Genomic DNA, 25,294 nt, shown 5'->3' on the forward strand with positions numbered 1-25,294 from the left:
CGACGGCCACCGTCAGACCCACCGCCCCGGCGGCCGCCAAATCCGTCGCAGCTCCCGTGCTGGCTCCTGCGACCCGCCAGCATGCAGCGCCGCGCAAGCCGGTCATACCGGCCGCGGTCGCCGCGACATCGTCGACGTCGCAGGGCGACAAGGACACGCTGGAAAACGTCATCGAGCTCGTGCGCAAGCGCAAGGCGGGCGAGGCCACCAATTATGCAGCTTCGATCTCGGATCCCGTCGCGCGAAAGCTCGCGGAATGGATCATCCTGCGCAGCGAGGACAATGGCGCGACCGTGGAGCGCTATCGTGCTTTCCTGTCCGGCAATCCGAGCTGGCCGTCGCAGACCTTCCTGCGTCGGCGCCTCGAGGCTGCGATGTGGGACGACAGGCGCGACGATTCAGTTGCGTGGTCGTGGTTCGAGAATGAGTCCCCGATCTCCGCCAAGGGCCGCTTCACGCTTGCCAAGGCGATGCTGGCGCGCGGCGACCGCGCCAACGCCGAGCGGCTGGTGCGCGAGGCCTGGCGCGGCGATCCAATGTCGGAGGACACCGAGAACAACGCGCTCGACCAGTTCGGCGCTCTGCTGACGGCTGGCGATCAGAAGGCGCGGATGGACACCCTGCTCTACGGCAGCGAGAACGAAGCCGCGTTGCGCGCCGCCAAACGGCTCGGCGCCGGCTATGTCGCGCTCGCCAAAGCCCGCATCGCTGCGGTCAAGAAGGCGCCGAATGCGCGGGCGCTGCTCGATGCCGTGCCGCGCGAACTGCACAGCGATCCCGGCTTCATCTTCAGCAAGATCCAGCTCCTGCGCCGCGAGGAGAAGTTTGCCGAAGCGGCGCAGCTCATGCTGTCGGCCCCGAAGGATCCGAACCGGCTCCACAATCTCGACGAATGGTGGATCGAGCGGCGCCTCCTGGCGCGCAAGATGATCGACACCGAGGAATTCCGCAGCGCCTATCTGATCGCGCGCGACGCCGCCCTGCCCTCGCGCGACATCTACAAGACCGAGCAGGAGTTCACCGCGGGCTGGATCGCGCTGCGATTCCTCAACGATCCCGCGACCGCCGCCCAGCACTTTGCCCGCATCGGTGTCGGCAGCGTCAATCCGACCACGCTGGCGCGCGCCGGCTATTGGCAGGGCCGCTCTGCGGAAGCGATGGGCCGCCAGCAGGAGGCGCGCAACGCTTATGCCCGCGCCGCCGAGCAGTCCACCAGCTATTACGGCCAGCTCGCGCGCGCAAAACTCGGCCTGCCCCAGATCGAGCTCAACAACCCGCCGCGCGGACGCGGCGCCGAACGGCTCGAGATCGTGCGCGCCGCGCAACTGCTCTACGAGCTCGACGAGCGCGAGCTCGCGGTGCCCATGCTCGCCGACATGGGCGAGAACGGCGATCCCGAAGCGCTTGCCGGCCTCGGCGAGCTCACCCAGCGCTACACCGACGCGCGCGGCATGCTGCTGCTGGGCAAGGCCGCGCTCAATCGCGGCCTGCCGTTCGACTTCTACGCCTATCCCGTCAACGGCATTCCGCAGTTCACGCCGATCGGCCCCCAGGTCGAGCGCAGCATCGTCTATGCGATCGCGCGGCAGGAGAGCGCGTTCAATCCGTCGGTGGTCTCGCCGGCGCAGGCCTATGGGCTGATGCAGGTGACGCCGGACGCCGCCCGCTACGTCTGCAAACGCCACGGCGCGACCTACGACCTGTCCCGGCTGAAGAACGATTCGGTCTACAACGCCACGCTCGGCTCAGCCGAGCTCGGCGGACTGCTCGAGGATTATCGCGGCTCCTACATCATGACCTTTGCCGCCTACAACGCCGGCCGCGGCAGCGTGAGAAAGTGGGTCGAGCGCTACGGCGATCCGCGCGACCCCAAGGTCGACGCAGTCGATTGGGTCGAGCTGATTCCGTTCTCCGAGACGCGCAACTACGTGCAGCGGATCATGGAGAACCTTCAGGTCTACCGCGCCCGTTTCGGCGGCGGCACGCGGTTGCAGATCGAAGCCGATTTGCGCCGCGGCACCGGCAGCGTGGAATAGCAACACCCCCGCCCGATTCGCTGCCGGGAGCATCGGTGGCACGCGATGCCGTCAGGCCCTTGAGTCTCCGACGGACCGCCGGCGCAGTCACGCGATCTTCAGGCGCCCCTTCCCAAGAGGTGCCTCGATCGAGGTCTGCAAGGTCGCTGTCACATCGACAAGCTCACCATTGTCGGCCTGCTTGAAGCTGAACGCAGTGGTCGCGCCCAGCTGCAAGGCCCAGATCGGCGGGTCGCTTTGCAAGGCGGATCGGTCAGCGACAGTCTGCCCATGCGCGCCTCGGATGGGAATGCGGGCTGCGCGGTGATCCCTCTCTCGCAGCAGCTTCGACCAGATCGCGGCGAACGATCGATCAACCGAACGCGAGGCGCCAATTCGGGCCGTCACGCCCCGAGGCAAGAACAAGCCGGCAAAAAAAGCCCCGGCGGTTTCCCGCCGGGGCTCTCCGTCAGGTCGTTAGACCGAACTTACCAGTTGCGCTGAGCGCGGAGGAGCAGCGTGATGCTGTCCTGATCCTTCAGCTCATACACTGCGGTCGGCTTGGCCGTGTTAGCGGCCGGGCTGAGGATGGCAGTGCCGGAATACTTCTGATCCAGATGGGTCCAGTTCAGATCAGCCGAGAACGTCAGGTTCTTGACCGGGGTCCAGCGGGTGATGATACCGATCTGAGCGATAGCAAAGTCGGGGTTACAACCCGTCACACCCACGAGGCCGCCGAACACGCCACCCGTGCCAGCCGCGCCGCAGAGCGTGGTCTTGGCGAGCGTGCCGAACTGGGCCTGAGCGTACGCACCGTAGAGCGCGGAGTTCCAGTAGGGATCCCAGTTGTGGGTGTAAGCACCACGGAAGCCCCAGGTCTTGACCGTCTCCTGCGAGCTGCCCGTGATGAACACGGTGTCAGGAGCATTGGCGAAGCCGACGCTCTGATACGCAATGCCCGAGCTGCCGTACATCTGGTAGGAGCTGCCCGCCAGGTTCTGGAAGTTGTAGCGGGTCGCGCCGTCGGTGTAGACGCCCTGGATGTTGATCGTGTCACCCGCACCCGTCGGGATGTTCTTGATCGACAGAGCGAGCTGAACCGCCCAACCCCACTTGTCGTCGGGGTGGCCAGTCGGCTCGGTCGCGCCGTAATAGGCAACGTGGTTGTCATGCGCAGCAACCGACGCCTGGAAGAGGCCCCAGGCCTGGTCGACACGGACCATACCGACGAGGTTCGGAGAACGCGAACCGCCAATGGCGTTCGAGCCATACGCACCGCCAACCATGCCAGCGGCAGTCGCGCCGGTCATGTTGAGGTTGCCGGCCTGATAGTAGGCCGTCGCGTCTTCCGCCGAGAACGCCGCCGTCACGCCCTGACCGAAGTCAGCGGTGTAGGTGAACTGGTTGACGCCAGTGACCGTGCCGCTGCCGCCGACGAGGCTGTCGATGTTGTTGCCGGGATAGTTGGTCCAGGGCGCGTCGAACTGCGACACGGCCTTACCCATCGTGAAGCCAGCGAACTGGATGAAGGCGTAGTACACGCCGAGCGAACCGCCCGAGGTGCCGCCGTCCGACGGGTTGATGGTGGTGTTACCAGCCGTCGTGAAGGTGGCGGCGGTCGTACCCGTGGCCGAGCCGGTGCCGACATAGCCGGCGGTGGTCCAGGAGAACGTCGCATCGAAGAACGTGCGGACGACGCCATATTCGGTGGCGGTGCGCGTGTCGATGTTGAGATCTTCACGAGCGCGCGCGGTGTAGTAGTTGCTCAGGCGGTTGTGCGCGCCGGCGGGAGCGCCGTTCGCAATGCCGTAGACGCTGTTGGTGCCCAGCGCGACTTCAGCACGCAGGTAACCACCGAGCTTGATGCAGGTGTCAGTGCCGGGGATGTAGTAGAATCCTGCACCGTACAGGGAGCAGATCTTCACGTATTCGACCGCCTTGGCCTTCACGGGCAGATCGGCTGCCTGCGCTCCGCCCACGGCGATCAGACCCGCCGCTGAGCCGAGCAAAAGGCTCTTAACCAACTTCATGTTAAACCTCCAAGTTGCTCTTCAGGGAAGGTCACTGACCGGACGGCCAATTCCCCAACCCCCTCTAAATCACCGCTTTCGGCTCCTTCGCGTCTTCGGACACACCCGCATGAACGCGAGGGACTTAAGCGAATGACCTAAACGGGACGACCTTGGGATGCCCCCCTCCGTCGCTCAGTCACAATTACCGAACGTCCTTGCACACACAACAAAAGAACGCTCCGAAGCGGGCCTATGAGACGTGTTTTCCGACGGGTGTTGCACAAATAGCACGTAGACGTGATCGCGGCACGCCCGCAACTTATTGTTTTTATTCATGTTTCTAGAGCGGTTCCGTTTGCCGTCAAAATTCCGCACCTGAGGCGCGGCGAGCGGAGGGCCGCAATGTGGCGACCCGGCGCGCTCGAATCGTAGAATCGGACGAGACTCAAGCACCGTCCGAATCCCGCTCAGCCAATGGTCCTTGAGCGGCGGCGAAACGGCCTTGGACCCGACACGCGAGGCCAAATCTCGACCAGGTCACGCTTCTCTATGCGGGTGCGGGGGGATTTAGATATCCGGGCCAGCTTGGCTGGCGGAGACGGAGGGATTCGAACCCTCGATAGGCCTTTACAAGCCTATAACGGTTTAGCAAACCGCCGCCTTCAGCCACTCGGCCACGTCTCCAATACGCCGGGTATGCCCGACACGGCGGCGAGCCGCAAGCGGCAGAATTGAGGGCGGCGGGTTCTTTTCACCTGAAAGCTGACGAGCGGGCCGGCGGCGCAAGCCTCGCGAATGGTTCCTCGCGGCGAGTTCCTGCGATTCGCACTGACCTTATATATGTGTACGAGCGTCTAGCGGCTGGATCGCCAGATCCGCCAGTGCGAGGGCGATATCAGCACCGCCTCGCCCGCCCAGACGTTGAACCAGACGCCAGACCTGCGCCGGCATGGAAAGGTCCAGGGCAAAATGCCCGTCTTGTGGAACCGCCCGAGTTCCAGATCGCAGTCGTCGGGCGTGATCTGAATCGGAAGCCATCGGCCATTGTTTGGCCCATTCTGGTCTGGGTCGCTCATATCGTGCGGATCTACGGGACCGCACGACGAAGGAATTTGATCCAGCGCAACCGAGCTCACCCGTCGAAACACGGATGCGGATGCGATTCTCAGTTCAGTGGGCGGAGACCCACGCCCTCGCCTCGCGCTGCGCGGCCGAGATCTCGGCGTCCGACATCTGCCCGGCAACTTCCTGGCGCAGCGCGATGGCGTCCTTGCGGCCCTTCAGCGCGGCGAGGTTGAACCATTTATGCGCGGCGACGAGATCGACGAGGCCGGAGCGGCCACTCGCCCAATAGATCCCGCGCTCGAACAGCACATCCGAGAGCGCGCTCGCGTCGATCGGCGTCGCGGTCTCCAGATCGAAAGTACCCTGAAACATGTCGCATCCCCTTTTTTCTTATGCCGTCTCGTTCCCCCGAGCGCGGCTCCCGTCCAGCTCTGATTTCGCACGATCCCTCCCGGAAAACCGGAAGACCACTTTTCCGGGATCATGCGCTGTTCAACTCATCCCCGAGTCTTCTTGCCCATGCCGTTTGCCGGCTTGTTGGAGGCGATGATGGCGGGCAAATTTGAATGGCAGTTTAAGTATCGCGATGAAGCAGACGTAAACGCGGGCGCGCGGTGCCTGCGCAGGGAATTCAAAAAGTCCCTGACTTGCAGGTACTTCTGCAATTCGTCAGATTCGGTTTACCCTGCGATTTTGGGAGAACGATAACCATCGCGCGCGGTGGCGGATGTCCTGCGGTTATGTAGGAGCGGATCGCTTTGGTAGCCGCACCCGCTCCGTCATTCCCCGGCACCGGTCTCGCCTCCGGCGAGCCCGATGACAGGCTCCGGCGGGAATGCAGTACGCCGCGGCGGATCTACTCAACCACTGCCGTCCCGGAATACTGGATCGCCCGGTCGGAGTTGGGCGATGACACCGCGAACGGAGAAGCGGCGTACGAACAGCGTGCAATCAGGCCGCAGCCCTAGCCTACCCCAAGGCAGTGCGAGCAAGGCGCAGCCGTGTCACGGTCAGATCAGCAATGTCGGGGAAAGGAATGCCGGCAATACCCCGGCTTCAAGAGAACGAGGGCGTCGGCGAACACGTCAGGACCAGATTCCACGTTGGCCCGAAGGCCGCTTGTGAAATTGCGGAGCCCTTTGAGGAGAACCGCACCGAACGAAGAAAACTCGTTTCTTCTGCCGGACCGCGAAACAGAACGATCCGACCGTTGACCTGATGTCTCGCCGACACCCTCTATCGTCGACCAGAACCTTTAGGAGGCGCTGATGACGTGCCGGCTATCTGGAGCCGGCAACTTCAGAAGCGAAGTTACTTCTTCTTCTTCGCGACCTTGCGGGTCTTCTTCGCAGTCTTCTTCACTGCGCTCTTCGCCTTCTTCGCCTTCTTCGCTTTCTTGGCCATGTTGCCCTCCGATGTGTGAGATGGCTTTAATCGCTGCGTGCACTCGGGGATCGAATGCACTTCATCCCGAATACACCAACACGAAGAAAAAAACAGCGTCTCGCTTAAAGAAGTGTTGACGGCGCAACGCGCGTGCGCTTGGCGAGCGCGACGCAAGCGCACTGCATCACGTGTGCTTGCGATCGCAGAGAGTGGGCGCATCGTCGGCGTTTGCGACGGATGCGATTGCAGAAAAACACTATGCAGCAAGTATTTTTCTGCGCGCATGCATCGCGCATGAGCAACGCGATGATGACCGTGCCGAGTCGCGCGATCACCTCGCGAAGGTGTTTCGCGGACTCTGAGTCGCGACTTTTGGCAACGAAAAAATTTTCATGCTTAACGGCGCGAACGCTCGCCTGAGCGTGTGCAAGCCGCCGTTTTGCGCGAATCGCGCGCCGGCGATTCGGTCGCCGCATCACCGTCGATCGGGATGAAGTTTGCCGCCGAGGATGCGCGCGAGCGCCGCACCAAGAGCGGAAAGCGAGGTGACGAAGCGTGTCCGTCACCTTATTCGAACGCGCGAAGCTAGACGCCGAGCTTGGACTTGAGCAGCTCGTTGACGCTCTGCGGGTTGGCCTTGCCGCCGGACGCCTTCATCACCTGACCGACGAACCAGCCGAGCGACTGCGGCTTGTCCTTGACCTGCGCGGCCTTGTCGGGATTGGCCGCGATGATGTCGTCGACAACCTTTTCGATCGCCGAGAGGTCGGTGACCTGCTTCATGCCGCGGCTTTCCACCAGCGCGCGGGGATCGCCGCCCTCCTGCCAGACGATCTCGAACAGATCCTTAGCGATCTTGCCCGAGATCGTGCCCTCGCCGATCAGGTCGATGATCGCAGCGAGTTGCTCGGCGCTCACCGGAGAGCCCGTAATATCCCGGCCTTCCTTGTTGAGACGGCCGAACAGCTCGTTGATCACCCAGTTCGCCGCCATCTTGCCGTCGCGCGCGCGCTCGCGAGCTTGTCGAGCACCGTCTCGTAGAACACTGCGCTCTCGCGCTCGGCGACCAGCACGCTCGCATCATAGGCCGACAGGCCGAAGTCGGCGACGAAGCGCGTCTTCTTCTGGTCCGGCAGCTCGGGCAACTTCGCCTTCAGCTCGTCAACAAACTCCTGGCTGAACTCCAACGGCAGTAGGTCGGGATCGGGGAAGTAGCGATAGTCATGCGCCTCTTCCTTGGACCGCATCGAGCGCGTCTCGCCTTTGTTGGGGTCATAGAGCCGCGTTTCCTGGTCGATTGCCCCGCCATCCTCCAGAATTTCGATCTGACGCCGCGCCTCGTACTCGATCGCCTGGCCGATGAAGTTGATCGAGTTCATGTTCTTGATCTCGCAGCGGGTGCCGAGCGGACCGCCGGGCTTGCGCACGGAGACGTTGACGTCGGCGCGCAAGCTTCCCTTCTCCATGTCGCCGTCGCAGGTGCCGAGATAGCGCAGGATCGAGCGCAGCTTGGTCACATAGGCCTTGGCCTGCTCGGCATCGCCGATGTCGGGCTTGGAGACGATCTCCATCAGCGCCACGCCGCAGCGGTTGAGATCGACATTGGACATGGTCGGCGACCGGTCGTGCAGCAACTTGCCGGCGTCCTGCTCCAGATGCAGCCGCTCGATGCCGACGGTGACGCTGCGGCCGCCGTCGAGCTCGACCAGCACCTCGCCCTCACCGACGACCGGCGACTTGTACTGGCTGATCTGGTAGCCCTGCGGCGAGTCCGGATAGAAATAGTTCTTGCGGTCGAACACCGAGCGCAGGTTGATCTTCGCGTTGAGGCCGAGCCCGGTCCGGACAGCCTGTCTGACGCATTCCTCGTTGATGACGGGCAGCATGCCGGGCATCGCGGCGTCGACGAGCGACACGTGGCTGTTCGGCTCGCCGCCGAACGCGGTCGAGGCGGCCGAGAACAGTTTTGAGTTCGAGGTCACCTGGGCATGGATCTCCATGCCGATGACCATCTCCCAATCGCCGGTGGCGCCCTTGAGAAGCTTGTGCGTAGCCGTGCTCATGTCTTGCTCCCCAGCAGCGTGGCCGCGATCCGCTCCCACTCTGCTTCCAATGAATCCTTTGCTGCGGGCTGGCCGGCCTGGCGGTACCAGTAGCCGGCATTGCCGAGATCGCCTTCGACGCGGTGCAAGTACGCATGCACCCAGGCCGCCTCACGGCTGCTCTCGTCCTGGACGATCTTGTGCGCGCGGTCCCAGTCGCCTTTGGCCGCCCACCAGAGGCCGACGAGCGGCGCGTTCAATTCCGGCGCAGGCGCCGCGCCGTCGAGGCTCGCGATGAACGCCGCGACATTCACCACCACCTCGCGGGCGTGAAGCGGCCGGCCGCCTGCTCGATCACCTCGCCGAGCGAGAACAGCGTCTCCTCGTCGAAGGGACGACCGATCAACTGCAGTCCGAGCGGCAGCCCCTGCGCGTCCTTGCCGGCGGGCACGGCGATGCCGGGCAGGCCCGCCATGTTCACGGTCACCGTGAAGATGTCGTTGAGATACATCTCGACCGGATCGGCGCCGCCCTTCTCGCCGATGCCGAAGGCCGCCGACGGCGTCGCGGGGGTGAGGATCGCGTCGACGCCCTTGGCGAAGCAATCCTCAAAATCCTTCTTGATCAGCGTGCGCACCTTCTGGGCGCGCAAATAGTACGCATCGTAATAGCCGGCCGAAAGCACATAGGTGCCGATCATGACGCGGCGCTTCACCTCTGCGCCAAAACCTTCGGCGCGGGTGTTTTCGTAGAGTTCGATGATGTTCTTAGCCGACTCGCGCAGGCCGTAGCGGACACCATCATAGCGTGCGAGGTTGGAGGACGCCTCTGCCGGCGCCACGATGTAATAGGCCGGCAGAGCATATTTGGTGTGCGGCAGCGACACCTCGACGAGCTCGACGCCGGCGCTCCTGAGCCAGGCCGCGCCCGCTTCCCAAAGTTTTTCGATCTCCGCCGGCATGCCGTCGAGGCGATACTCCTTGGGGATGCCGATCTTCATGCCCTTCACGGACTTGCCGATCGCGGCCTCATAGTCCGGCACCGGGATGTCAACCGACGTCGTGTCCTTGGGATCGTGGCCCGCCATCGAGCGCAGCAGCATTGCGCTATCGCGCACGCTGCGCGCGATCGGACCGGCCTGGTCGAGCGAGGAGGCAAAGGCGACGATGCCCCAGCGCGAGCAGCGGCCATAGGTCGGCTTGATGCCGACGGTCGCGGTGAACGCCGCCGGCTGGCGGATCGAGCCGCCAGTGTCGGTCGCGGTCGCGCCCATGCAGAGCAGCGCCGCCACGGCCGAGGCCGAGCCACCGGACGAGCCGCCCGGCACCAGCGTCGTGTTCGAGCCGTCGCGTCGCCAGGGATTGCCGACCGGGCCGAAGCACGAGGTCTCGTTCGACGAGCCCATCGCGAACTCGTCATTGTTGAGCTTGCCGAGCATCACCGCGCCGTCGCGCCAGAGCTGCGAGGTCACGGTGGACTCATAAGTCGGCACGAAATTGCCGAGGATCTTCGAGCAGGCCGTGGTGCGCACGCCCCTGGTCGCGAACAGATCCTTGATGCCGAGCGGGATGCCGGCGAGCGGACCGGCGTCGCCCTTGGCGATCCTGGCGTCCGCCTCGCGCGCCATGCTGCGCGCCTGGTCCGGCGTCTCCATGACGAAGGCATTGAGCACGCGCGCGGCTTCGATCGCGGAAAGATGCGCGTCGGTCAGTTCGAGCGACGTGAAGGTCTTGGCCGCGAGGCCCTTGCGGGCCTCGGCGAGCGTCAGCGATGTCAAATCGGTCATTTATTGATCGGGCTGCAGAAGAACGGAGACAGGGTCTTGTCGTTGGCCGGGTCGTCTTTTTTGGCGGCGGCTTTCGCGGCGGCCTCGATCTCGTCGAGCACGGCATTGACGGCGACGTTGGGGTCGGCAGCCTTGCCCTGCCGCTCCATCTTGTCGAGATAGTTCATATAGGCCTGATAGGCCTTCTCATCGTCGCATAACAGGCACATCGGACTACGTCCTGAATTAAATTACTCAACGACCTTGGGCACCAGGAAGAAGTGTCCTTCGGTCGCGGGCGCGTTGGCAACGATATCGTCGGCGATCTCGCCGTCATTGACCACGTCTTGCCGCTTCTTCATCTGCATCGGGGTGACCGAGGTCATCGGCTCCACGCCCTCGACATTGACCTCCGAGAGCTGCTCTACGAAGGCGAGCATGGCGTTGAGCTCGCCCTGCAGATGCGGAACCTCGCCCTCGGAAACCGCAATGCGCGCCAGATGCGCGATGCGGCGGACAGTAGCGGCGTCGACGGACATTATATAAGGCCTCTCACGGCAAAACCTAACCGCCGTATAGCAGAGGCCGCTTTTGCGCCGCAACCGGCGTGGCGGGCTGGGCTAGCCTGCCATCTGGCGCAAGCGCGCAAGGGCCGATTTTGCCAGATCCCGGGTCAATTCGGCCGCCGGCACGTCGCGGCCGAGGGCTACGGCCTGGCCGGCCCAGAGATTGGTGAAATCCACCCTGCCCTGCTTTTCGGCAGCCGCCTTCAGCGGCCCGAGCGCGGTCGCGGCATGGGGAAAGGAAGGCGCGTCCGGCGAGACCGGGCCCGCCTCGCGCATCAGGCGGTTCTGGATACCGCGCGCCGGACGGCCGGTCATGACATTGGTGATGACGGTGGACTCGTCGCCCGCCTCGGCGAGCGCCTTGCGGCCTCCGGCCGTGACCTTGGATTCCGGACAGCGCAGATAGGCGCTGCCGATCTGCACACCTGATGCACCGAGCGCAAAGGCCGCGGCGATGCCGCGCCCGTCCGCAATGCCGCCACATGCGATCACCGGCACCTTCACGGCATCGACGACCTGCGGCACCAGCGCAAACGTGCCGGGCTGCTCGGCGATCTTGTCGGTCAGGAACATGCCGCGATGACCGCCCGCCTCCGCGCCTTGCGCGATGATGGCATCAACACCGCGCTGCTCGAGCCAGACCGCTTCCTTCACCGTAGTGGCGGACGAGATCACGAGGCAGCCGGCTGCCTTGACGCGTTTGAGCAGAGTTTGCTCCGGCAGGCCGAAGTGAAAGCTGACGACTTTCGGCTTCAGCTCCTCGACGACCTCGCAGAAGGCCGCATCGAACGGCGCACGGTTCGCCGCAGCGATCGGCGCGGCGGGATCGAGGCCGTGCTCGGTGTAATAGCCCGCCAGCCGCTGCTTCCAGCGCGCCTCCGCCTCGGCCGTGAGCTCGACAGGCCTGTGGCAGAAGAAGTTCATGTTGACCGGCGCCTTCACGCGCTGGCGGATGAGGCCAACCTGCTCGCGCGCCTTCTCCGCCGAGATCATCGCGCAGGGCAGCGACCCCAGCGCCCCGCCCTGCGCGGCCGCAATCACCAGCTCCGCATCCATCACCCCCGCCATCGGCGCCAGCACGATCGGGAATTCGGTCTTGAAGAGATCGATCAGTCGACGGTCAGGCCACATGGTTCTCTCACTACTTGGCTCGCTGCGAACCCTCTTCCCTTGGGGAAGAAGGGAAAGAAGCACTGGAGTTGCGCCGTCCGGCAAGAAGCTGCTCGGCTTCAGCCGCAATGCGTTCGACGATTTCCGCGGCAGACGGAATGTCATGGATCAGGCCGACCGCCTCGCCGGCAAAAACCGCAGCAATCTCGAAATTGCCCGCGGCCTTCGCCGCAGCATACTCCACGGCGACCTCGCTTGCGCGCTGCATCAGCTCGATCTCGCAGCCGGCCCAGCGTTTGATGTGGTCATTGACCAGCGAGCGCGCGGTGAACGGCGCCGGCCAGAACAGATTTCGCGACCAGTCGAAGACGACGCCGCGCACGGTGTCATTGCCGTTAGCCGCGCGAATGCGCTGCTTCGCCTCCTCCGCACCATTGGCCTCCACGCTCGCATAGAACCGCGTGCCGATCAGCACGCCGGATGCGCCCAGCATCATCATTGCGGCAAGGCCCCGGCCATCGGCGATCCCGCCGGCCGCGACGACCGGCACGCGCCCTGCCGCGAGATCGACGATCGCAGGCACGATGTCGATCGTGGTGCGACGATGCGCCATGGCCGCCGGCTTCGGTGCCCTGTGCGACCAGGATCTCCGCGCCGGCATCGAGCGCCTGCTTCGCCATGTCCTCGCTCTGCACCTGGCAGATCAATCGCGCGCCGCCTGCCTTGATGCGCGGCGCGAACGGCGCGGGATCGCCGAATGACAGCATGATGGCCTGCGGGCGAGCGTCGAGTGCGATGTCGAGCAGTTCGGGCTGTTTTGCCAGGCTCCAGGTGATGAAGCCGATACCGAACGGCGCAAAGCCCTTCAGCTCCTTGATCTCGGCCTCCAGCCGGGCCCGCTCGCCGTAGCCACCACCCAGGATTCCGAATCCGCCGGCACCGCTGACGGCACGGGTCAGCCGGCTGCCGGCGATGGTGTCCATCGGCGCCAACAGGATGGGATGCTTGATCCCAAGAAGCTCCGTCAGCGGTGTCGCGATCGGCATCCGTCCTCCCACTCTGGACAAGAACACTATGCGCGAATAACATTCTCTAAAATTGAATTCTAGAGAACGCTGCCATCTCAAAAGCGGAACGACGCCATGGAACTCAGCGATCTCCAGACCTTTGCCGCCGTCGCCCGCTCCGGCGGCATCACCCGCGCCGCCGAAGAGCTCAATACCGTGCAGTCCAACGTCACTCAGCGCGTGAAGGCGCTGGAAGCGGAGATCGGCACGGCGCTGTTCGAACGTCACAGCCGCGGCATGACGCTGACCGGCGCCGGCAAGCGCCTCCTGCCCTACGCGCAAAAAATGGCGGCGCTGTCGCGCGAAGCCTTGCTCGCCGCACGTGACGACGGCGAGCCGAAAGGACCCCTCGCGATCGGATCGATGGAGACCACCGCAGCCGTGCGGCTGCCACCGCTGCTGGCGGACTTCCATCGCCGTTTCCCCGCCGTGCGACTTTCCTTGCGCACCGCGCCGACCGCCGACCTCGTCGCCGCCGTGCTTGACGGCACGCTGGACGGCGCCTTCGTCGCGGGCCCCATCGCGCATGCCGACCTCATCGCGACGAGCGCCTTCCGCGAAGAGCTGGTGCTGGTCAGCGCGCGGCGCTGGGCTTCGCTGGCCGAGCTGCGCGCCGGCACGCCGGAATCCAGCCCGACCGCGCTGGTGTTCCGCACCGGCTGCACCTATCGTCAGCGGCTCGAACAGGTGTTCGTCGAATTCGGCTGGCCGTCGGCAGCGCGCTTCGAACTCGGCACGCTCGACGGCATGATCGGCTGCGTCGCCGCCGACATGGGCGTGACGCTGCTGCCGCGCGCAGTGGTCGAATGCAGCGCGATGAACGGCAACGTATCGATCCATACGTTGAGTGCCGCGTACGCGCGCGTCGAGACGCTCTTCATCCAACGCTGCGCCGGACATCAAACCGGCGCGCTCAGTAGCTTTGCCGCGTGCCTGAAGGATGACGACGTCATCGCGGCCTGACGTGATGCTTCGTTCCATCGCGCGAAATTCATCGTCACAAATCTGTCGTAATTGAATCAATCGACGCTGCGTTGCGTTCAGCCGTCGCAGCGCTGCGCTTGGAAAAAACTTTGAAGGCCGCTCTCCTTCTACGTTAGGATGAATGACTGGCCGGCGCGAAACCATAACGAAGCCAAAACATCGGGAGGACTATCGATGCGCAATACGCTCGTGTTGTGCTGTGTCGCTGCGTTGTCGGCGATATCAGGAACTGCAAGCGCACAGGACTGGACCAAATCGAAATGGGGACCGAACGACGAGATCGGCGCCGCCAACTACATGACACCCGAGCTCGTGCTGAAAGCGGCGTCGCTGGTGAAGACCGGCAAGACCTATGCCCTCGGCATTCCCGTCACGCCGCAGACACCAGCCTATCCGCCGCGCGCGTTCAAGCTGACCATCGTGCAGCCCGGACAGGCCGGCAGCCCGGGTCTCGGTCCCAACAAGGCGACCTATAACGACGATATCCTCGACACCTGGGTCGGCATCGGCAGCCAGCTCGATGGGCTCGGCCATCTCGGCGTCGAGCACGTCTATTACAACGGCAACAAGCTCGCCGATTTCGCCGATCCCAACGGGCTGAAGAAGCTCGGCATCGAGAAGGTGCCGCCAATGGTCACGCGCGGCGTGCTGCTCGACATGGCCGCCTATTTCAAGACCGACGTGGTGAAGGAAGGCACCGCCTTCAACGTCAAGGAGATCGAGGAAGCCGCCAAGCAGCAGAACGTCGAGATCCGCCAGGGCGACGTCGTCATCTTCCACACCGGTTGGCTCAGCCTGATCGGCAAGGATGACAAGCGCTATTCGGCGGGCGAGCCCGGCCTCGGCGTCGAGGGTGCGAAGTACCTGACCGGCAAGGGCGTCGTCGCGATCGGCGCCGATACCTGGGCGCTCGAGGTGCTGCCGTTCGAGTCCAAGAACGTGTTCGAGGTGCACCAGATCCTGCTCGCGATGAACGGGACCTACATCCTCGAGAACATGGACACCGCCGCGCTCGCCCGGGACAAGGGCTATGAATTCCTGTTCGTGCTCGGCCAGCCGCGCTGGACCGGCGGCGTGCAGGCGATGATCAACCCGATCGCGATCCGCTGACGCCCGCACGGGCCCGAAGGAAAGTCGGGTGAGGGTCATGCAGTGTCTCTGCGGAGCGCACCGCCACCCTCACCCGAACGGCGCGTCGGTTTCGCGGCTCGGCGAACCGAAGCACTATTTGAGTCGAATGTCCTCGTAAGACTCGATCCGGCGCGGGCCGATCGAAGTCGCCTCGTGCGAATCCGCGTCGACGAGATTGCCGAAGTCGAGCTTGGTCAATTTCGTCAGGTCTGCGATCGAGACCTGGAAGACGCTGACGTCCTCTTCGGACAACCGCTCGAGCATATCCGCCTCCTGGATTCGGTCGATCTCCATGACCTGCTTTCGCTGGCTCATCAGGAATGCCACCGCCTTGAGACCGTCGTCGTCGCGTCGGATCAGGATTTTCCAGAAGTATTTCGGAATTTGAACGCCGCCGAAGCTCGGATCCTTGTGCGACTTGCCGGCCGGATTGGGCAAATCCGATCCGTCGGCATCCGGTCCGTCGAAGACCGGACCGTTCATCACGATGCCCTTCTCCTCGCCTTCGAGCAGGACATCGCGCGTATAATCCTCCAGTCCGGCCCAGAGCTGCTTGCCCTGGTTGAACGAGAAGAATTGCGGCGAGCAATTGGTGAAATGGAAGGAATCGTCGCCATGCTGCTTGGCCGCGGCGACGGTGTCGCCCCAGGTCGCATCCAGCCGGCGCACGAGATGACCGCGATCAAACGGATTCTTGCTGCGGTCGGCCTCGAACGTGGCCTGCTTGCGGTAGAATTCGTCGCCGATCTGGGCCTCGTCGTCGATGCGTGGATCGCGCAGCCAGGAATCGCCTTCGCGCTTGCCGACGTCCTGCTGCTCGCCGCCGTCGATATTGACGCAGCTGAAGAAGGCGAGCCTGCGCGCCTTGTTCATGACGACGCTATAGTTGAAATATTTCAACTCGGACTGCTTGGAGCTGCCCTTCAACATCGCAACCCGGGATTTGAGGGCGGCGGGAATCTTCGGCAAGGGAACGGAAAATTTGCCGCTGCCGAGAAAATTCGCCTTGTATCCGGGCCGCGATTTCAGCGTGCTCTGATCGATATGCACCGCCTCCATGGGCAGGCCGTTCTTCGCGCTGATGTGAGGCAACAGGCCGACCGGCGGGACGATCAAGGGCTTGCCGCCGTTCTGCATGCCGCCGTTCGGCGCGCCGCCATTGCCCCCAAGGTTGGGAACCGGCGCCGGCGGGGCAATGTCCTTCCTGAACATTGGCAATGGCACGCGGATCGGGACCACCAGCGAGCTTCCATCGACAGACTGCTCGACCCAGACACTCGCTCCGAAGGGAGCTGCGGCGGCCGGACGCGGGACTTTCGCGACCTCCTGCCGGGTCGGCGGCTCCTCCTCGTCGAGCACCGGCTTGATCAGAGGATGTGAGCCCACGGAAACCTTGAGATCGGCGACGATCGCGCTGATCCGGATGCCCTCGTTGGCGATCCAGTCGATCGAGGTTTCGTCCATCGAGGCATCCCACACTCTGCCATCCTTGGTCAGCGTGCGGCCCCGCGCGTCCTTCCTCGGGACGCCGCTGTGGTGCAGCGCGACCACCTGCCAGAAGCGGTTGAACGCTGGCGAGCCTGACGAGCCGGCCGTGGTATCGGTGTTGTACCAGAGGAAGTCACCGACATATTTGAGCAGCTTGTTCTCGCGGACGCAGACCTGCTTCATCTGCCCGCTGGGATGCTGGACGATGGTGAGGTACTCGCCAGGGTCCGCCTTGCCGGGCGCGCCACTGAGCGGCAACCATCCCCAATCCTCGATGTGTTCGTCGCCTGACAGCGAGGTCGGCGCCACCGCGACGATCGAGAAATCAAGCCTGTCGTTGGTGTAGAAGAATTTGCCCGGCTCGAATCCGAATCTGACCGGCACGCGCTCTTGTCCCGAAATGTCCAGTTCGTAGTTGAAATCGGCGATCGAATTGGCTGCATCGGACGGCCTGCCGAAGACATGATGGTTCGTGAGCAGCAGGCCCGGCCCGATCAGAAAGCCCGAGCCATAGCCGAGCAGATTTGACCTCATATCCCTGAGCTGGATGCGACAGACCGGGCGCGAGGCCGCCGTACCCTTGGCGAGGTAGTTGATGCTGTCGAGATCGTTGCCCTGGATGATCCGCTCGAGGCCGATCTCGGCCGCCTGCACGTCCCGTGTCTCGGCGAAGAGCTGGCGCTGGCGCAGTCGTTTCTTCTCGACCGTCATCTCGATCGGGCCGTCGCCCAGTTTCCGGTTCAAGGCTTCTGGTGAAAACTCGGCTTGCTTGAATCGCCTTTCTGAGCCCGCGATCAGGCTTGGCTTGATGAACATGATGACCTCTCGAAAATTCGGATGAATATCGACGTGCGGACGCTGAAAATTGCGCCAAGGCTGCAGTGCGGCCTGATCTGCCGTTCACTGCCAATGATTGTTCAAATCGGGGTTGGGCACCACTACTTTAGCCTCATAATCCTATCGCGCCACAACCAATGCGTCAATTGATGCCGGCCGCCGTGCGCGCGGCATCATGTCATGGGAAGCGGCTTTGCTTGTGTGAACTACGCAACAAATGATCGATGTTCGCGCATGTGTGCATCACGGTTTCGAAAGGCTCAGACGGGTCCAAAGACGAGCTTCCGTCGCTAGCCCTTCAGGTGCCACCGCCGCAGCGCCACCAGAGCCCAGATCGCCTCGACGAGGCCGAACGGCCAGGCGCCCTGCAGGAAGCCGTAGGCCGAGCCGAGTGCGCAGGACGCCGCGAACAGCAACACGAACCAATGGCTGCGGTCTTCCAGTGCATAGCAGACCAGCATCGCCGTCACGGCAAACAGGCCGAATAGTGTCAGTGCATCCATGTCCAGGGTTCACTCCGCAGCGCGACGCGTGATATGCGCTAAGGCCATGCCGGCTCTTATCCTGCCTCTCGTCGATGCTGCAACCCACTGGCCCGCGCGCGGCGCGCTGATCGGGCTCGACCTCGGCACCAAGACCATCGGCGTTGCTGTGTCCGATCCCGACCGGCGGTTAGCGACCGGCGTCGAGACGATCCAGCGCAAGGCGTTCAAGCAGGATGCCGCCCGGCTGCTCGCGATCGCGGCCGAGCGCAAGGCGACCGGTTTCGTGCTCGGCCTGCCCATCAACATGGACGGCAGCGAGGGCCCGCGCGCGCAGTCGACCCGCGCCTTCGCCCGCAATCTCGCCGGCCTGACCGCGCTCCCCATCGGCCTCTGGGACGAGCGGCTCTCGACCGCGGCGGTCGAGCGCGAGCTGATCGGCATGGATGTCAGCCGCGCCAAGCGCGCCGAGGTGATCGACGAGCACGCCGCGATCTTCATCCTGCAAGGCGCGCTCGACCGCCTCGCCAATCTTCGCGCTAGCCCGGGGATCGACTGATCCATGGCCGTCGTCATCGCGGCGCTGCTGCCGGTCTTCGTCCTCATCGTGCTCGGCGTCGTGCTGAAGCGCAGCCTGATGCGGCTCGACACGCAGTGGCACGGGCTGGAGCGGCTGACTTATTTCGTGCTGTTTCCGATGCTGCTGATCCAGACGCTGGTGAAGGCCGACCTCTCCAAGGTGCCGGTCGCCGGCGTCGGCGGCGCGCTGCTGCTGTCGGCGCTCGCGATGTCACTGCTGTGCCTCGCGCTGCGCCCCGCTTTGTCGCGGCTCGGCATCGACGGCCCCGCCTTCACCTCGATCTTTCAGGGCGCAACGCGCTGGCAGACCTTCGTCGGGCTGTCGGTCGCCGCCAACCTGTTCGGCGACGTCGGGCTGGCGCTCGCCTCCGTGGCGATGGTCGCGATCATTCCGCTGGTCAACGTGCTCAGCGTCGTGGTGCTCGCCCATTACGCCGCGCCTGAAAAGCAGCCCGCACGCGCCATCGTCATGACGGTGATCCGCAATCCCCTGATTTGGGCCTGCGTGATCGGGCTTGCCGTCAATCTGACGCACATGCCGCTGCCGAAACTCTGGCACGAGGTGGCGGATGCGCTGAGCCGCTCCTCGCTCGCGATCGGCCTGCTCGTCACCGGCGCCGGCCTGCATCTCGAAGGCCTTTTGCGCCCCAGCCTGGGGGCGGCCATCGGCGTCGTCTTCAAGCTCGCGCTGATGCCAGCGCTCGCACTGGTGCTCGGTGCCTGGTTCGGGCTTTCCGGCAACAGCCTCGCGATCGTGGCGATCTGCGCTGCGGTGCCGACCTCGCCCAGTGCCTATGTCTTGGCCCGCCAGATGGGCGGCGATGCGCCGCTGCTGGCGCAGATCATCACGCTGCAGACGATTTTTGCGGCCATCACGATGCCGATGGCGATCGCGCTGGCGGCCTAAGACTCGTCATTGCGAGCGCCTCCCTCACCTCGTCATTGCGAGGAGCCCTTGCGACGAAGCAATCCAGAATTCCTCCGCGGAACGATTCTGGATTGCTTCGCGGAGCCTGTCATCGGGCCGCGCTTCGCGCGGACCCGTTGGCTCGCAATGACGGAACGTGGGGCAACTGCCGTCAGACACCCAGCCACATCGTCAGCACCACCGCGGTCAGATTGTTGAGCGCGTGCAGCACGGTCGTGAGCCAGAGCGAATTGGCGCGATAGCGCATGTAACCGAACCACAATCCGATAGTGAAGACCTCGGCGAGGAAGTACATGTCGTATTGCAGGTGCACGATCGTCCACACCAGCGATGACAGGAGGATCGCGCCAGGCACCCGCAGGAAGCTTGCCGACCAGCCGCGATAGAGGAAGCCCCGCGCCAGGACCTCTTCCGACATCGGCGCCGCCACGCTGAAGGCGAACAGCAGCACCATTGCGGCGCCCTTGTCGCGGCCCGATTTCAACAGATCGGTCATGAAGCCTGGCGTCGCCTCGCGGCCGAGCGCGCGCGACATCGTCTCCCAGACCAGCACGATCAGGATGAGGCCGACGGCGCCGAACAGCAGCTGCTTCCAGGCCGGCCAATGCAGCGCGAGGTAATCGACGAAGGACGCCTTCTTGATACGAATGGCAAGCCAAACCGCGGCCAGCGTCGCCGGCAGGCCCATGGTGACCGACAGCGCCAGCGCCTGGGGCTCACGACCGACGAGTTGCAGCGAGGCGAGGTCCATGGGTAGACCACGCTCCGCCACCAGCAGAACGATCGCGCCGATCTGGCCGACGAACATCGCGACGAAGATGAGCAGGCCCCACAGGGCCGTGCCCCAGAACATCCAGACGTGCGGCGTCGCAGGCGTTACCCTCAACGGCGGATGATCGGGATTAAGGGAGTCCATCAGGAGGCTTTCGTTTGGGAGACTCACGGCAGCGCGCGCTCCAGCAGCGCGCGCACGTCGGCGCTGTCGAGCTCCACGGCGCCGTACATGCTGGCGTGATTGGCAGCGAGACGCGTGCTCGCGAACAGTTCGGCATTGTGCGGTGACACGCCGTTCAGCGCCGCAGCCGCAGCGAGCAACGCCAGCTTCTCGACCGCAAGCCGCGCGACGCGCTCGCCGTCGGCACGGCGGAAGGTCTTGCCGATGAACGCCACCGCATCTCCTGCCCCCGGCAGCCCCTTCGTCTCGGCGGCAAGCGCTTGCAGCACCGCCATCGCCGCCTCCGGCTCGCGCGAGAGCGCGCGCAGCACGTCGAGGCACATCACGTTGCCCGAGCCTTCCCAGATCGCGTTGACGGGAGACTCGCGGTAGTGACGCGCCAAAATGCCGTCCTCGACATAGCCGTTGCCGCCGAGGCACTCCATCGCCTCGTAGAGGAACGGCGGCGCGCTCTTGCAGGTCCAGTATTTGATCGCCGGCGTCAGCAGCCGCATGTAGGCGGCCTCCGCCGCATCGTGCGGCGTGCGGTCGAAGGCGCGGCAGAGCCGCATCACCAGGGCTGTGCTCGCCTCGACATGCAGCGCCATGTCCGACAGCACCGCCTGCATCAAGGGCTGGTCGGCGAGATGCCTCTGGAACACGCTACGGTGACGGGCGTGATGCAGCGCATGTGCGAGGCCCGAGCGCATCAGGCCGACGGAGGCGATCGCGCAGTCCTGCCGCGTCAGCTGCACCATCTGGATGATGGTGCGAATGCCCTTGCCCTCCTCGCCGACCGCTTGCGCATAGGCGCCGACGAACTCGACCTCCGAGGAGGCGTTGGAGCGGTTGCCGAGCTTGTCCTTCAGCCGCTGGAACTGGATCGCATTCACAGAGCCATCCGGCGCAAAGCGCGGCATGAAGAAGCAAGTCAGCCCAGCGTCCGCTTGCGCCAGCACCAGGAACGCATCGCACATCGGCGCCGACATGAACCATTTGTGGCCGGTGATGCGATAGGCATCGCCGTCGCGCACCGCGCGCGTCATGTTGGCGCGCACGTCGGTACCGCCCTGCTTCTCGGTCATGCCCATGCCGAGCGTCATGCCGCGCTTCTCCCACCATGGCGCGAAGCTGGGATCGTAGCTTTTCGTCGACAGCACCGGCATCACCTTGGCGAGCAGATCGGGCTGCATCGCCAGCGCGGCCACGGAGGCACGCGTCATCGTGATCGGGCAGAGATGGCCGGTCTCGACCTGCGCGGCGATATAGAATTTTGCCGCGCGGATGACCTCGGCAGCATCGCCCGCGGGCTTCCCGTCCGCCGTCCACGTCGAGTTGTGCACACCGGCATGCGCACTGTGCGCCATCAGCTCGTGATAGGCCGGGTGAAACTCGACCTGGTCGCGACGATTGCCCTTGGAATCGAAGGTGCGCAGTTTTGGCGTGTTCTCGTTCGCGACGCGTCCGCGGTCGGCCATCGCGGCCGAGCCCCAGTGCTTGCCGAACTCTGACAGCTCGCGTTCCGCCGCCGCGCCGCCATTGGCCTTGACCGCCTCGACCAGCGGCCGATCCACCGCGAACAGGTCGATGTCCTCGAACGGCGGCGACTGGTTGAAGACCTCGTGGGTCGCAAAGCTCGGCTGGGTCATATGCGCTTCCTCGAACGGGACCTTAGTTCCGCCGCGGCTGGATCGGGAAATCATAGGCCGCCCCGCCCACCCCCGGCAGGGAAAAATGCCACCACTCCTTCGAATAGTTCACAAAGCCTTGCCTCGCCATCGCAGTCACCAGCCGCTTGCGCCAAGCGCGCTGGGCCGGGTTGATCGATGGTGCCGCAGTATGGCCCAACGCGTCGGTACAGTCATAGCCGGTGCCCATGTCGACACTGCCCTCCGGCGCCCGCGCCTCGGCCGGCGCCGTGCAATCGGCATAGATCCTTGACGGATCATATTTGGCGGAATTGTCGCCCTTGAGATCGACCAGAGTGAGATCGAGCGCCGCCCCGGTGGAATGGTGCGACCGGCTCGCGATGTAGCCGAGGCGGAACAGCTCGGTCTTGGGAATTTTGGGATTGTAGCGCCGCTCAGCGGCCGTCTCGTGGCCGTTCTGCGACCACTTCACCATGTCGAGCGAGGCCCGCGCCGGGCGGTAGCAGTCGAACATCTTGAGCGAGAGATTTTGCGCCGCCAGTTCCTCTTGAACGGCCTTCAGCCGCAGCCCCACCTCCCGCTTCACCACGCATTCGCCGGCGCCATAGCCGGCGAGCGGACGGCCAACGAAATTGTTCGATGTGGCGTAGCGGATGTCCTGGATGATGCTGGGGTCGATGTCGCGCAGGTACACGAAGCCGCCGGGCAGCGATTGGGCGTGGGTAGGCGAAACGATAGCCATCACGACAGTCGCAATCAGAAGTGATCTCACGCTATGGCCTCCGGACCGTCATGGCCGGGCTTGTCCCGGCCATCCACGTTCTTTTGCGCCAAATGCGATAGAAGAACGTGGATGCCCGGGACAAGCCCGGGCATGACGGAGAGGATGACGTCGCGCCGCCCGCGCCGACAGATCAGGGGATAAGTCCCTTCCCGCTGATTGCCCCTTGCTCCCCCCGCCATCCCCCCCTATAGCTCTGCTGTTAATGACATCGAAATCGACCTTCGTCCTCGGCCACCGGCATTTGCTGGGCATCGAGGGCCTTTCCGCGGCCGACATCACCGGCCTCCTCGACCTGTCCGAAGAATATGTCGAGCTCAACCGCCAGGTTGACAAGAAGCGCACCGTCCTGCGTGGACGGACGCAGGTGAACCTCTTCTTCGAGGCTTCCACCCGGACCCAGTCCTCGTTCGAGCTCGCCGGTAAGCGGCTGGGTGCCGACGTCATGAACATGTCGGTGTCCTCGTCCTCGATCCGCAAGGGCGAGACCCTGATCGACACCGCGGTGACGCTGAACGCGATGCACCCTGACATCCTGGTGGTGCGCCATCACGCCTCCGGCGCGGTGGAACTGCTGGCGCGCAAGGTCGACGGTTCCGTGATCAATGCCGGCGACGGCGCGCATGAGCACCCCACGCAAGCGCTGCTCGACGCGCTCACCATCCGCCGCAACAAGGGTCGGATCGAGGGCCTCGTGGTCGCGATCTGCGGCGACGTGCTGCATTCGCGCGTCGCCCGCTCCAACATCATCCTGCTCAACACCATGGGCGCCCGCGTCCGCGTCGTCGGGCCCTCTACGCTACTGCCGCCCGGCATCGAGCGGATGGGCGTCGAGGTCGCGCGCGACATGCGCGAGGGCCTCGAAGGCGCCGACATCGTCATGATGCTGCGGCTGCAGCGCGAGCGCATGAACGGCTCCTTCGTGCCGTCGTCGTCGGAATATTTCTATTATTTCGGGCTCGACCAGAAGAAGCTCGCCTACGCCAAGCCGGACGCGCTCGTGATGCATCCCGGCCCGATGAACCGCGGCGTGGAGATCGACTCGATCGTGGCCGATGGCGCCCAGTCCCTGATCCGCGAACAGGTGGAGATGGGCGTCGCCGTGCGCATGGCCGTGCTGGAAGCGCTCGCCCGCAATCTGCCGAACGCGTGATGCCGATGTTGACCGACCGCCGCCCCATCCTGCTCGCCAACGCCCGCGTCGTCGATCCCAGCAAGGATTTCGACGGTGTCGCCGACGTTCTCATTGCCGACGGCACCATCCGCGAGACCCGTCGCGGCATTGGCGCGGCCGGCGTCCCCGAGGGCACCGACATCGTCAACTGCTCCGGCAAGATCGTGGCGCCGGGCCTGATCGACATGCGCGCCTTCGTCGGCGAGCCCGGCCTCAGCCACCGCGAGACCTTTGCCTCGGCGAGCCAGGCCGCCGCGACCGGCGGCATCACCACCATCATCTGCCAGCCCGCCACCTCGCCCGTCATCGACAATTCGGCGACGGTGGACTTCGTGATGCGGCGCGCCCGCGACACTGCGATCGTCAATATCCAGCCGATGGCGGCCCTGACCAAGGGCATGCACGGCGAGGAGATGACCGAGTTCGGCCTGTTGAAAGCCGCCGGCGCGGTCGCCTTCAGCGACGGCGACAGAAGCGTGACCAATGCCCAGGTGATGCGCCGCGCGCTGACCTACGCCCGCGACTTCGACGCGCTGATCGTGCATCACACCGAGGATCCCAACCTCGTCGGCGAAGGCGTGATGAACGAGGGCGAGTTCGCCACCCGGCTCGGCCTGATGGGCATTCCGAACGCCGCCGAAGCCGTGATGCTGGAGCGCGATCTGCGGCTCGTCGCGCTCACCGGCGGCCGCTACCATGCGGCGTCGCTGACCTGCATCGATTCCCTCGAGATCCTGGAGCGTGCCCGCGACGCCGGGCTTACCGTCAGCGCCTCGGTCTCCATCAACCATCTGGCGCTGAACGAGAACGACATCGGGCCCTATCGTTCGTTCCTGAAGCTGTCGCCGCCGCTGCGCACCGAGGACGACCGCCGCGCGCTGGTGGCGGCACTCGCCTCCGGCCTTCTCGACGTCATCATGTCCGATCACAATCCGCAGGACGTCGAGGTCAAGCGCCTGCCGTTCGCGGAAGCCGCTCCCGGCGCCGTCGGACTCGAGACCATGCTGCCCGCGGGCCTGCGGCTGGTGCATAATGGCGAGATGGAACTGAAGGCGCTGATCCGCGCGATGTCGACCCGGCCGGCCGAGCTGCTCGGGCTACAAGGCGGAACCCTGCGTGCCGGCAGCCCGGCGGATGTCATCGTGATCGACCCTGATACGCCGTGGGTGGTCGATCCCGCCGACCTCAAATCGCCCTGCAAGAACACCCCGTTCGACGAGGCCCGCTTTACAGGCCGCGTGGTGCGCACCATTGTCGGCGGACGGACGGTCTACGAGCATGTCTGACGCGCGCGATCGT

At 64.6% G+C, this 25,294-nt stretch carries 20 protein-coding genes, 1 tRNA gene and 2 pseudogenes; 7 read left to right on the plus strand and 16 right to left on the minus strand.

Annotated elements, in window-relative coordinates; translation table 11 throughout:
- The coding region (locus tag CWO91_RS19125; RefSeq protein ID WP_130215279.1) for a lytic transglycosylase domain-containing protein at positions 1 to 2,036 on the plus strand (2,036 nt) is incomplete at its 5' end.
- Positions 2,037 to 2,123: 87 nt separating this feature from the next.
- On the opposite strand, the gene CWO91_RS43040 is transcribed toward CWO91_RS19125, so the two are convergent.
- The 11 genes and pseudogenes from CWO91_RS43040 to CWO91_RS19190 form a co-directional block, all read right to left on the minus strand.
- Complete coding sequence (locus CWO91_RS43040; RefSeq protein WP_165405547.1) at positions 2,124 to 2,279, minus strand: hypothetical protein; 156 nt, start codon at positions 2,277 to 2,279, stop codon at positions 2,124 to 2,126.
- A 224-nt stretch (positions 2,280 to 2,503) separates the two neighbouring features.
- The gene (locus CWO91_RS19130; protein WP_130215281.1) at positions 2,504 to 4,045 is read right to left on the minus strand and encodes a porin; all 1,542 of its coding nucleotides are present in this window, start codon (positions 4,043 to 4,045) and stop codon (positions 2,504 to 2,506) included.
- A 572-nt stretch (positions 4,046 to 4,617) separates the two neighbouring features.
- Positions 4,618 to 4,711 (minus strand) — tRNA-Ser (locus CWO91_RS19135).
- 486 nt (positions 4,712 to 5,197) lie between these two features.
- A complete protein-coding gene (locus CWO91_RS19145) occupies positions 5,198 to 5,464 on the minus strand; it encodes a hypothetical protein (RefSeq protein WP_130215285.1) in 267 nt (88 codons plus the stop codon).
- 1,599 nt (positions 5,465 to 7,063) lie between these two features.
- Positions 7,064 to 8,541: pseudogene (gene gatB, locus CWO91_RS19160) on the minus strand (Asp-tRNA(Asn)/Glu-tRNA(Gln) amidotransferase subunit GatB).
- Positions 8,538 to 8,840, minus strand: coding sequence for a hypothetical protein (locus CWO91_RS19165; protein ID WP_130215289.1), 303 nt, complete (start codon positions 8,838 to 8,840; stop codon positions 8,538 to 8,540). The pseudogene gatB and the gene CWO91_RS19165 overlap by 4 nt, the downstream one beginning before the upstream one ends.
- A complete protein-coding gene (gatA, locus tag CWO91_RS19170; protein WP_130215292.1) occupies positions 8,831 to 10,306 on the minus strand; it encodes an Asp-tRNA(Asn)/Glu-tRNA(Gln) amidotransferase subunit GatA in 1,476 nt (491 codons plus the stop codon). The genes CWO91_RS19165 and gatA overlap by 10 nt, the downstream gene beginning before the upstream one ends.
- Positions 10,303 to 10,515 carry a hypothetical protein gene (locus CWO91_RS19175; protein WP_027547180.1) on the minus strand — a complete coding sequence of 71 codons (213 nt, stop codon included), beginning with the start codon at positions 10,513 to 10,515 and terminating at the stop codon, positions 10,303 to 10,305. The genes gatA and CWO91_RS19175 overlap by 4 nt, the downstream gene beginning before the upstream one ends.
- Before the next feature lie 21 nt (positions 10,516 to 10,536).
- Entirely contained in the window at positions 10,537 to 10,824 is a 288-nt protein-coding gene (gatC, locus tag CWO91_RS19180; protein ID WP_007611211.1) for an Asp-tRNA(Asn)/Glu-tRNA(Gln) amidotransferase subunit GatC, read from the minus strand.
- Positions 10,825 to 10,905: 81 nt separating this feature from the next.
- A complete protein-coding gene (locus CWO91_RS19185) occupies positions 10,906 to 11,982 on the minus strand; it encodes an NAD(P)H-dependent flavin oxidoreductase (RefSeq protein ID WP_130215294.1) in 1,077 nt (358 codons plus the stop codon).
- Positions 11,983 to 11,992: 10 nt separating this feature from the next.
- A pseudogene (locus tag CWO91_RS19190) lies at positions 11,993 to 13,007 on the minus strand (NAD(P)H-dependent flavin oxidoreductase).
- Positions 13,008 to 13,103: 96 nt separating this feature from the next.
- Between CWO91_RS19190 and CWO91_RS19195 the strand changes: the two are divergent.
- Positions 13,104 to 13,991 carry a LysR family transcriptional regulator gene (locus CWO91_RS19195; RefSeq protein WP_130215296.1) on the plus strand — a complete coding sequence of 296 codons (888 nt, stop codon included), beginning with the start codon at positions 13,104 to 13,106 and terminating at the stop codon, positions 13,989 to 13,991.
- A 195-nt stretch (positions 13,992 to 14,186) separates the two neighbouring features.
- Entirely contained in the window at positions 14,187 to 15,122 is a 936-nt protein-coding gene (locus CWO91_RS19200) for a cyclase family protein (protein WP_130215298.1), read from the plus strand.
- 114 nt (positions 15,123 to 15,236) lie between these two features.
- Here the strand turns inward: CWO91_RS19200 and CWO91_RS19205 are convergent, their stop codons facing one another.
- Complete coding sequence (locus tag CWO91_RS19205; RefSeq protein WP_130215300.1) at positions 15,237 to 17,447, minus strand: DNA/RNA non-specific endonuclease; 2,211 nt, start codon at positions 17,445 to 17,447, stop codon at positions 15,237 to 15,239.
- A 311-nt stretch (positions 17,448 to 17,758) separates the two neighbouring features.
- Entirely contained in the window at positions 17,759 to 17,971 is a 213-nt protein-coding gene (locus CWO91_RS19210; protein ID WP_130215302.1) for a hypothetical protein, read from the minus strand.
- A 46-nt stretch (positions 17,972 to 18,017) separates the two neighbouring features.
- Here CWO91_RS19210 and ruvX point away from each other — a divergent pair, with 46 nt between their 5' ends.
- Together ruvX and CWO91_RS19220 are read left to right on the plus strand one after the other, a co-directional pair.
- Positions 18,018 to 18,509: a Holliday junction resolvase RuvX gene (gene ruvX, locus CWO91_RS19215; RefSeq protein ID WP_164934948.1), complete on the plus strand. Its 492-nt coding sequence runs from the start codon at positions 18,018 to 18,020 to the stop codon at positions 18,507 to 18,509.
- Positions 18,510 to 18,512: 3 nt separating this feature from the next.
- Positions 18,513 to 19,436 carry an AEC family transporter gene (locus tag CWO91_RS19220; RefSeq protein ID WP_130215304.1) on the plus strand — a complete coding sequence of 308 codons (924 nt, stop codon included), beginning with the start codon at positions 18,513 to 18,515 and terminating at the stop codon, positions 19,434 to 19,436.
- Between the two features lie 172 nt (positions 19,437 to 19,608).
- On the opposite strand, the gene CWO91_RS19230 is transcribed toward CWO91_RS19220, so the two are convergent.
- The 3 genes from CWO91_RS19230 to CWO91_RS19240 are packed head-to-tail and all read right to left on the minus strand — an operon-like array spanning position 19,609 to position 22,782.
- Positions 19,609 to 20,373 (minus strand): CPBP family intramembrane glutamic endopeptidase, encoded by a 765-nt coding sequence (locus CWO91_RS19230; protein ID WP_130215308.1) that lies wholly within the window; start codon positions 20,371 to 20,373, stop codon positions 19,609 to 19,611.
- A 23-nt stretch (positions 20,374 to 20,396) separates the two neighbouring features.
- Positions 20,397 to 22,040, minus strand: a complete 1,644-nt coding sequence (locus CWO91_RS19235; RefSeq protein WP_130215310.1) for an acyl-CoA dehydrogenase family protein — start codon at positions 22,038 to 22,040, stop codon at positions 20,397 to 20,399.
- A 22-nt stretch (positions 22,041 to 22,062) separates the two neighbouring features.
- Complete coding sequence (locus CWO91_RS19240; protein WP_130215359.1) at positions 22,063 to 22,782, minus strand: M15 family metallopeptidase; 720 nt, start codon at positions 22,780 to 22,782, stop codon at positions 22,063 to 22,065.
- 244 nt (positions 22,783 to 23,026) lie between these two features.
- On the opposite strand from CWO91_RS19240, the gene CWO91_RS19245 reads away from it, so the two are divergent.
- Together CWO91_RS19245 and CWO91_RS19250 are read left to right on the plus strand one after the other, a co-directional pair.
- The gene (locus CWO91_RS19245) at positions 23,027 to 23,974 is read left to right on the plus strand and encodes an aspartate carbamoyltransferase catalytic subunit (RefSeq protein WP_091895998.1); all 948 of its coding nucleotides are present in this window, start codon (positions 23,027 to 23,029) and stop codon (positions 23,972 to 23,974) included.
- Positions 23,975 to 23,979: 5 nt separating this feature from the next.
- On the plus strand, positions 23,980 to 25,281 hold the full coding sequence (locus CWO91_RS19250; RefSeq protein ID WP_165405550.1) for a dihydroorotase: 1,302 nt from the start codon (positions 23,980 to 23,982) through the stop codon (positions 25,279 to 25,281).
- The last annotated feature ends 13 nt before the right edge of the window (positions 25,282 to 25,294 follow it).

This window comes from Bradyrhizobium genosp. SA-3 (assembly GCF_004212635.1).
Lineage (GTDB): Bacteria > Pseudomonadota > Alphaproteobacteria > Rhizobiales > Xanthobacteraceae > Bradyrhizobium.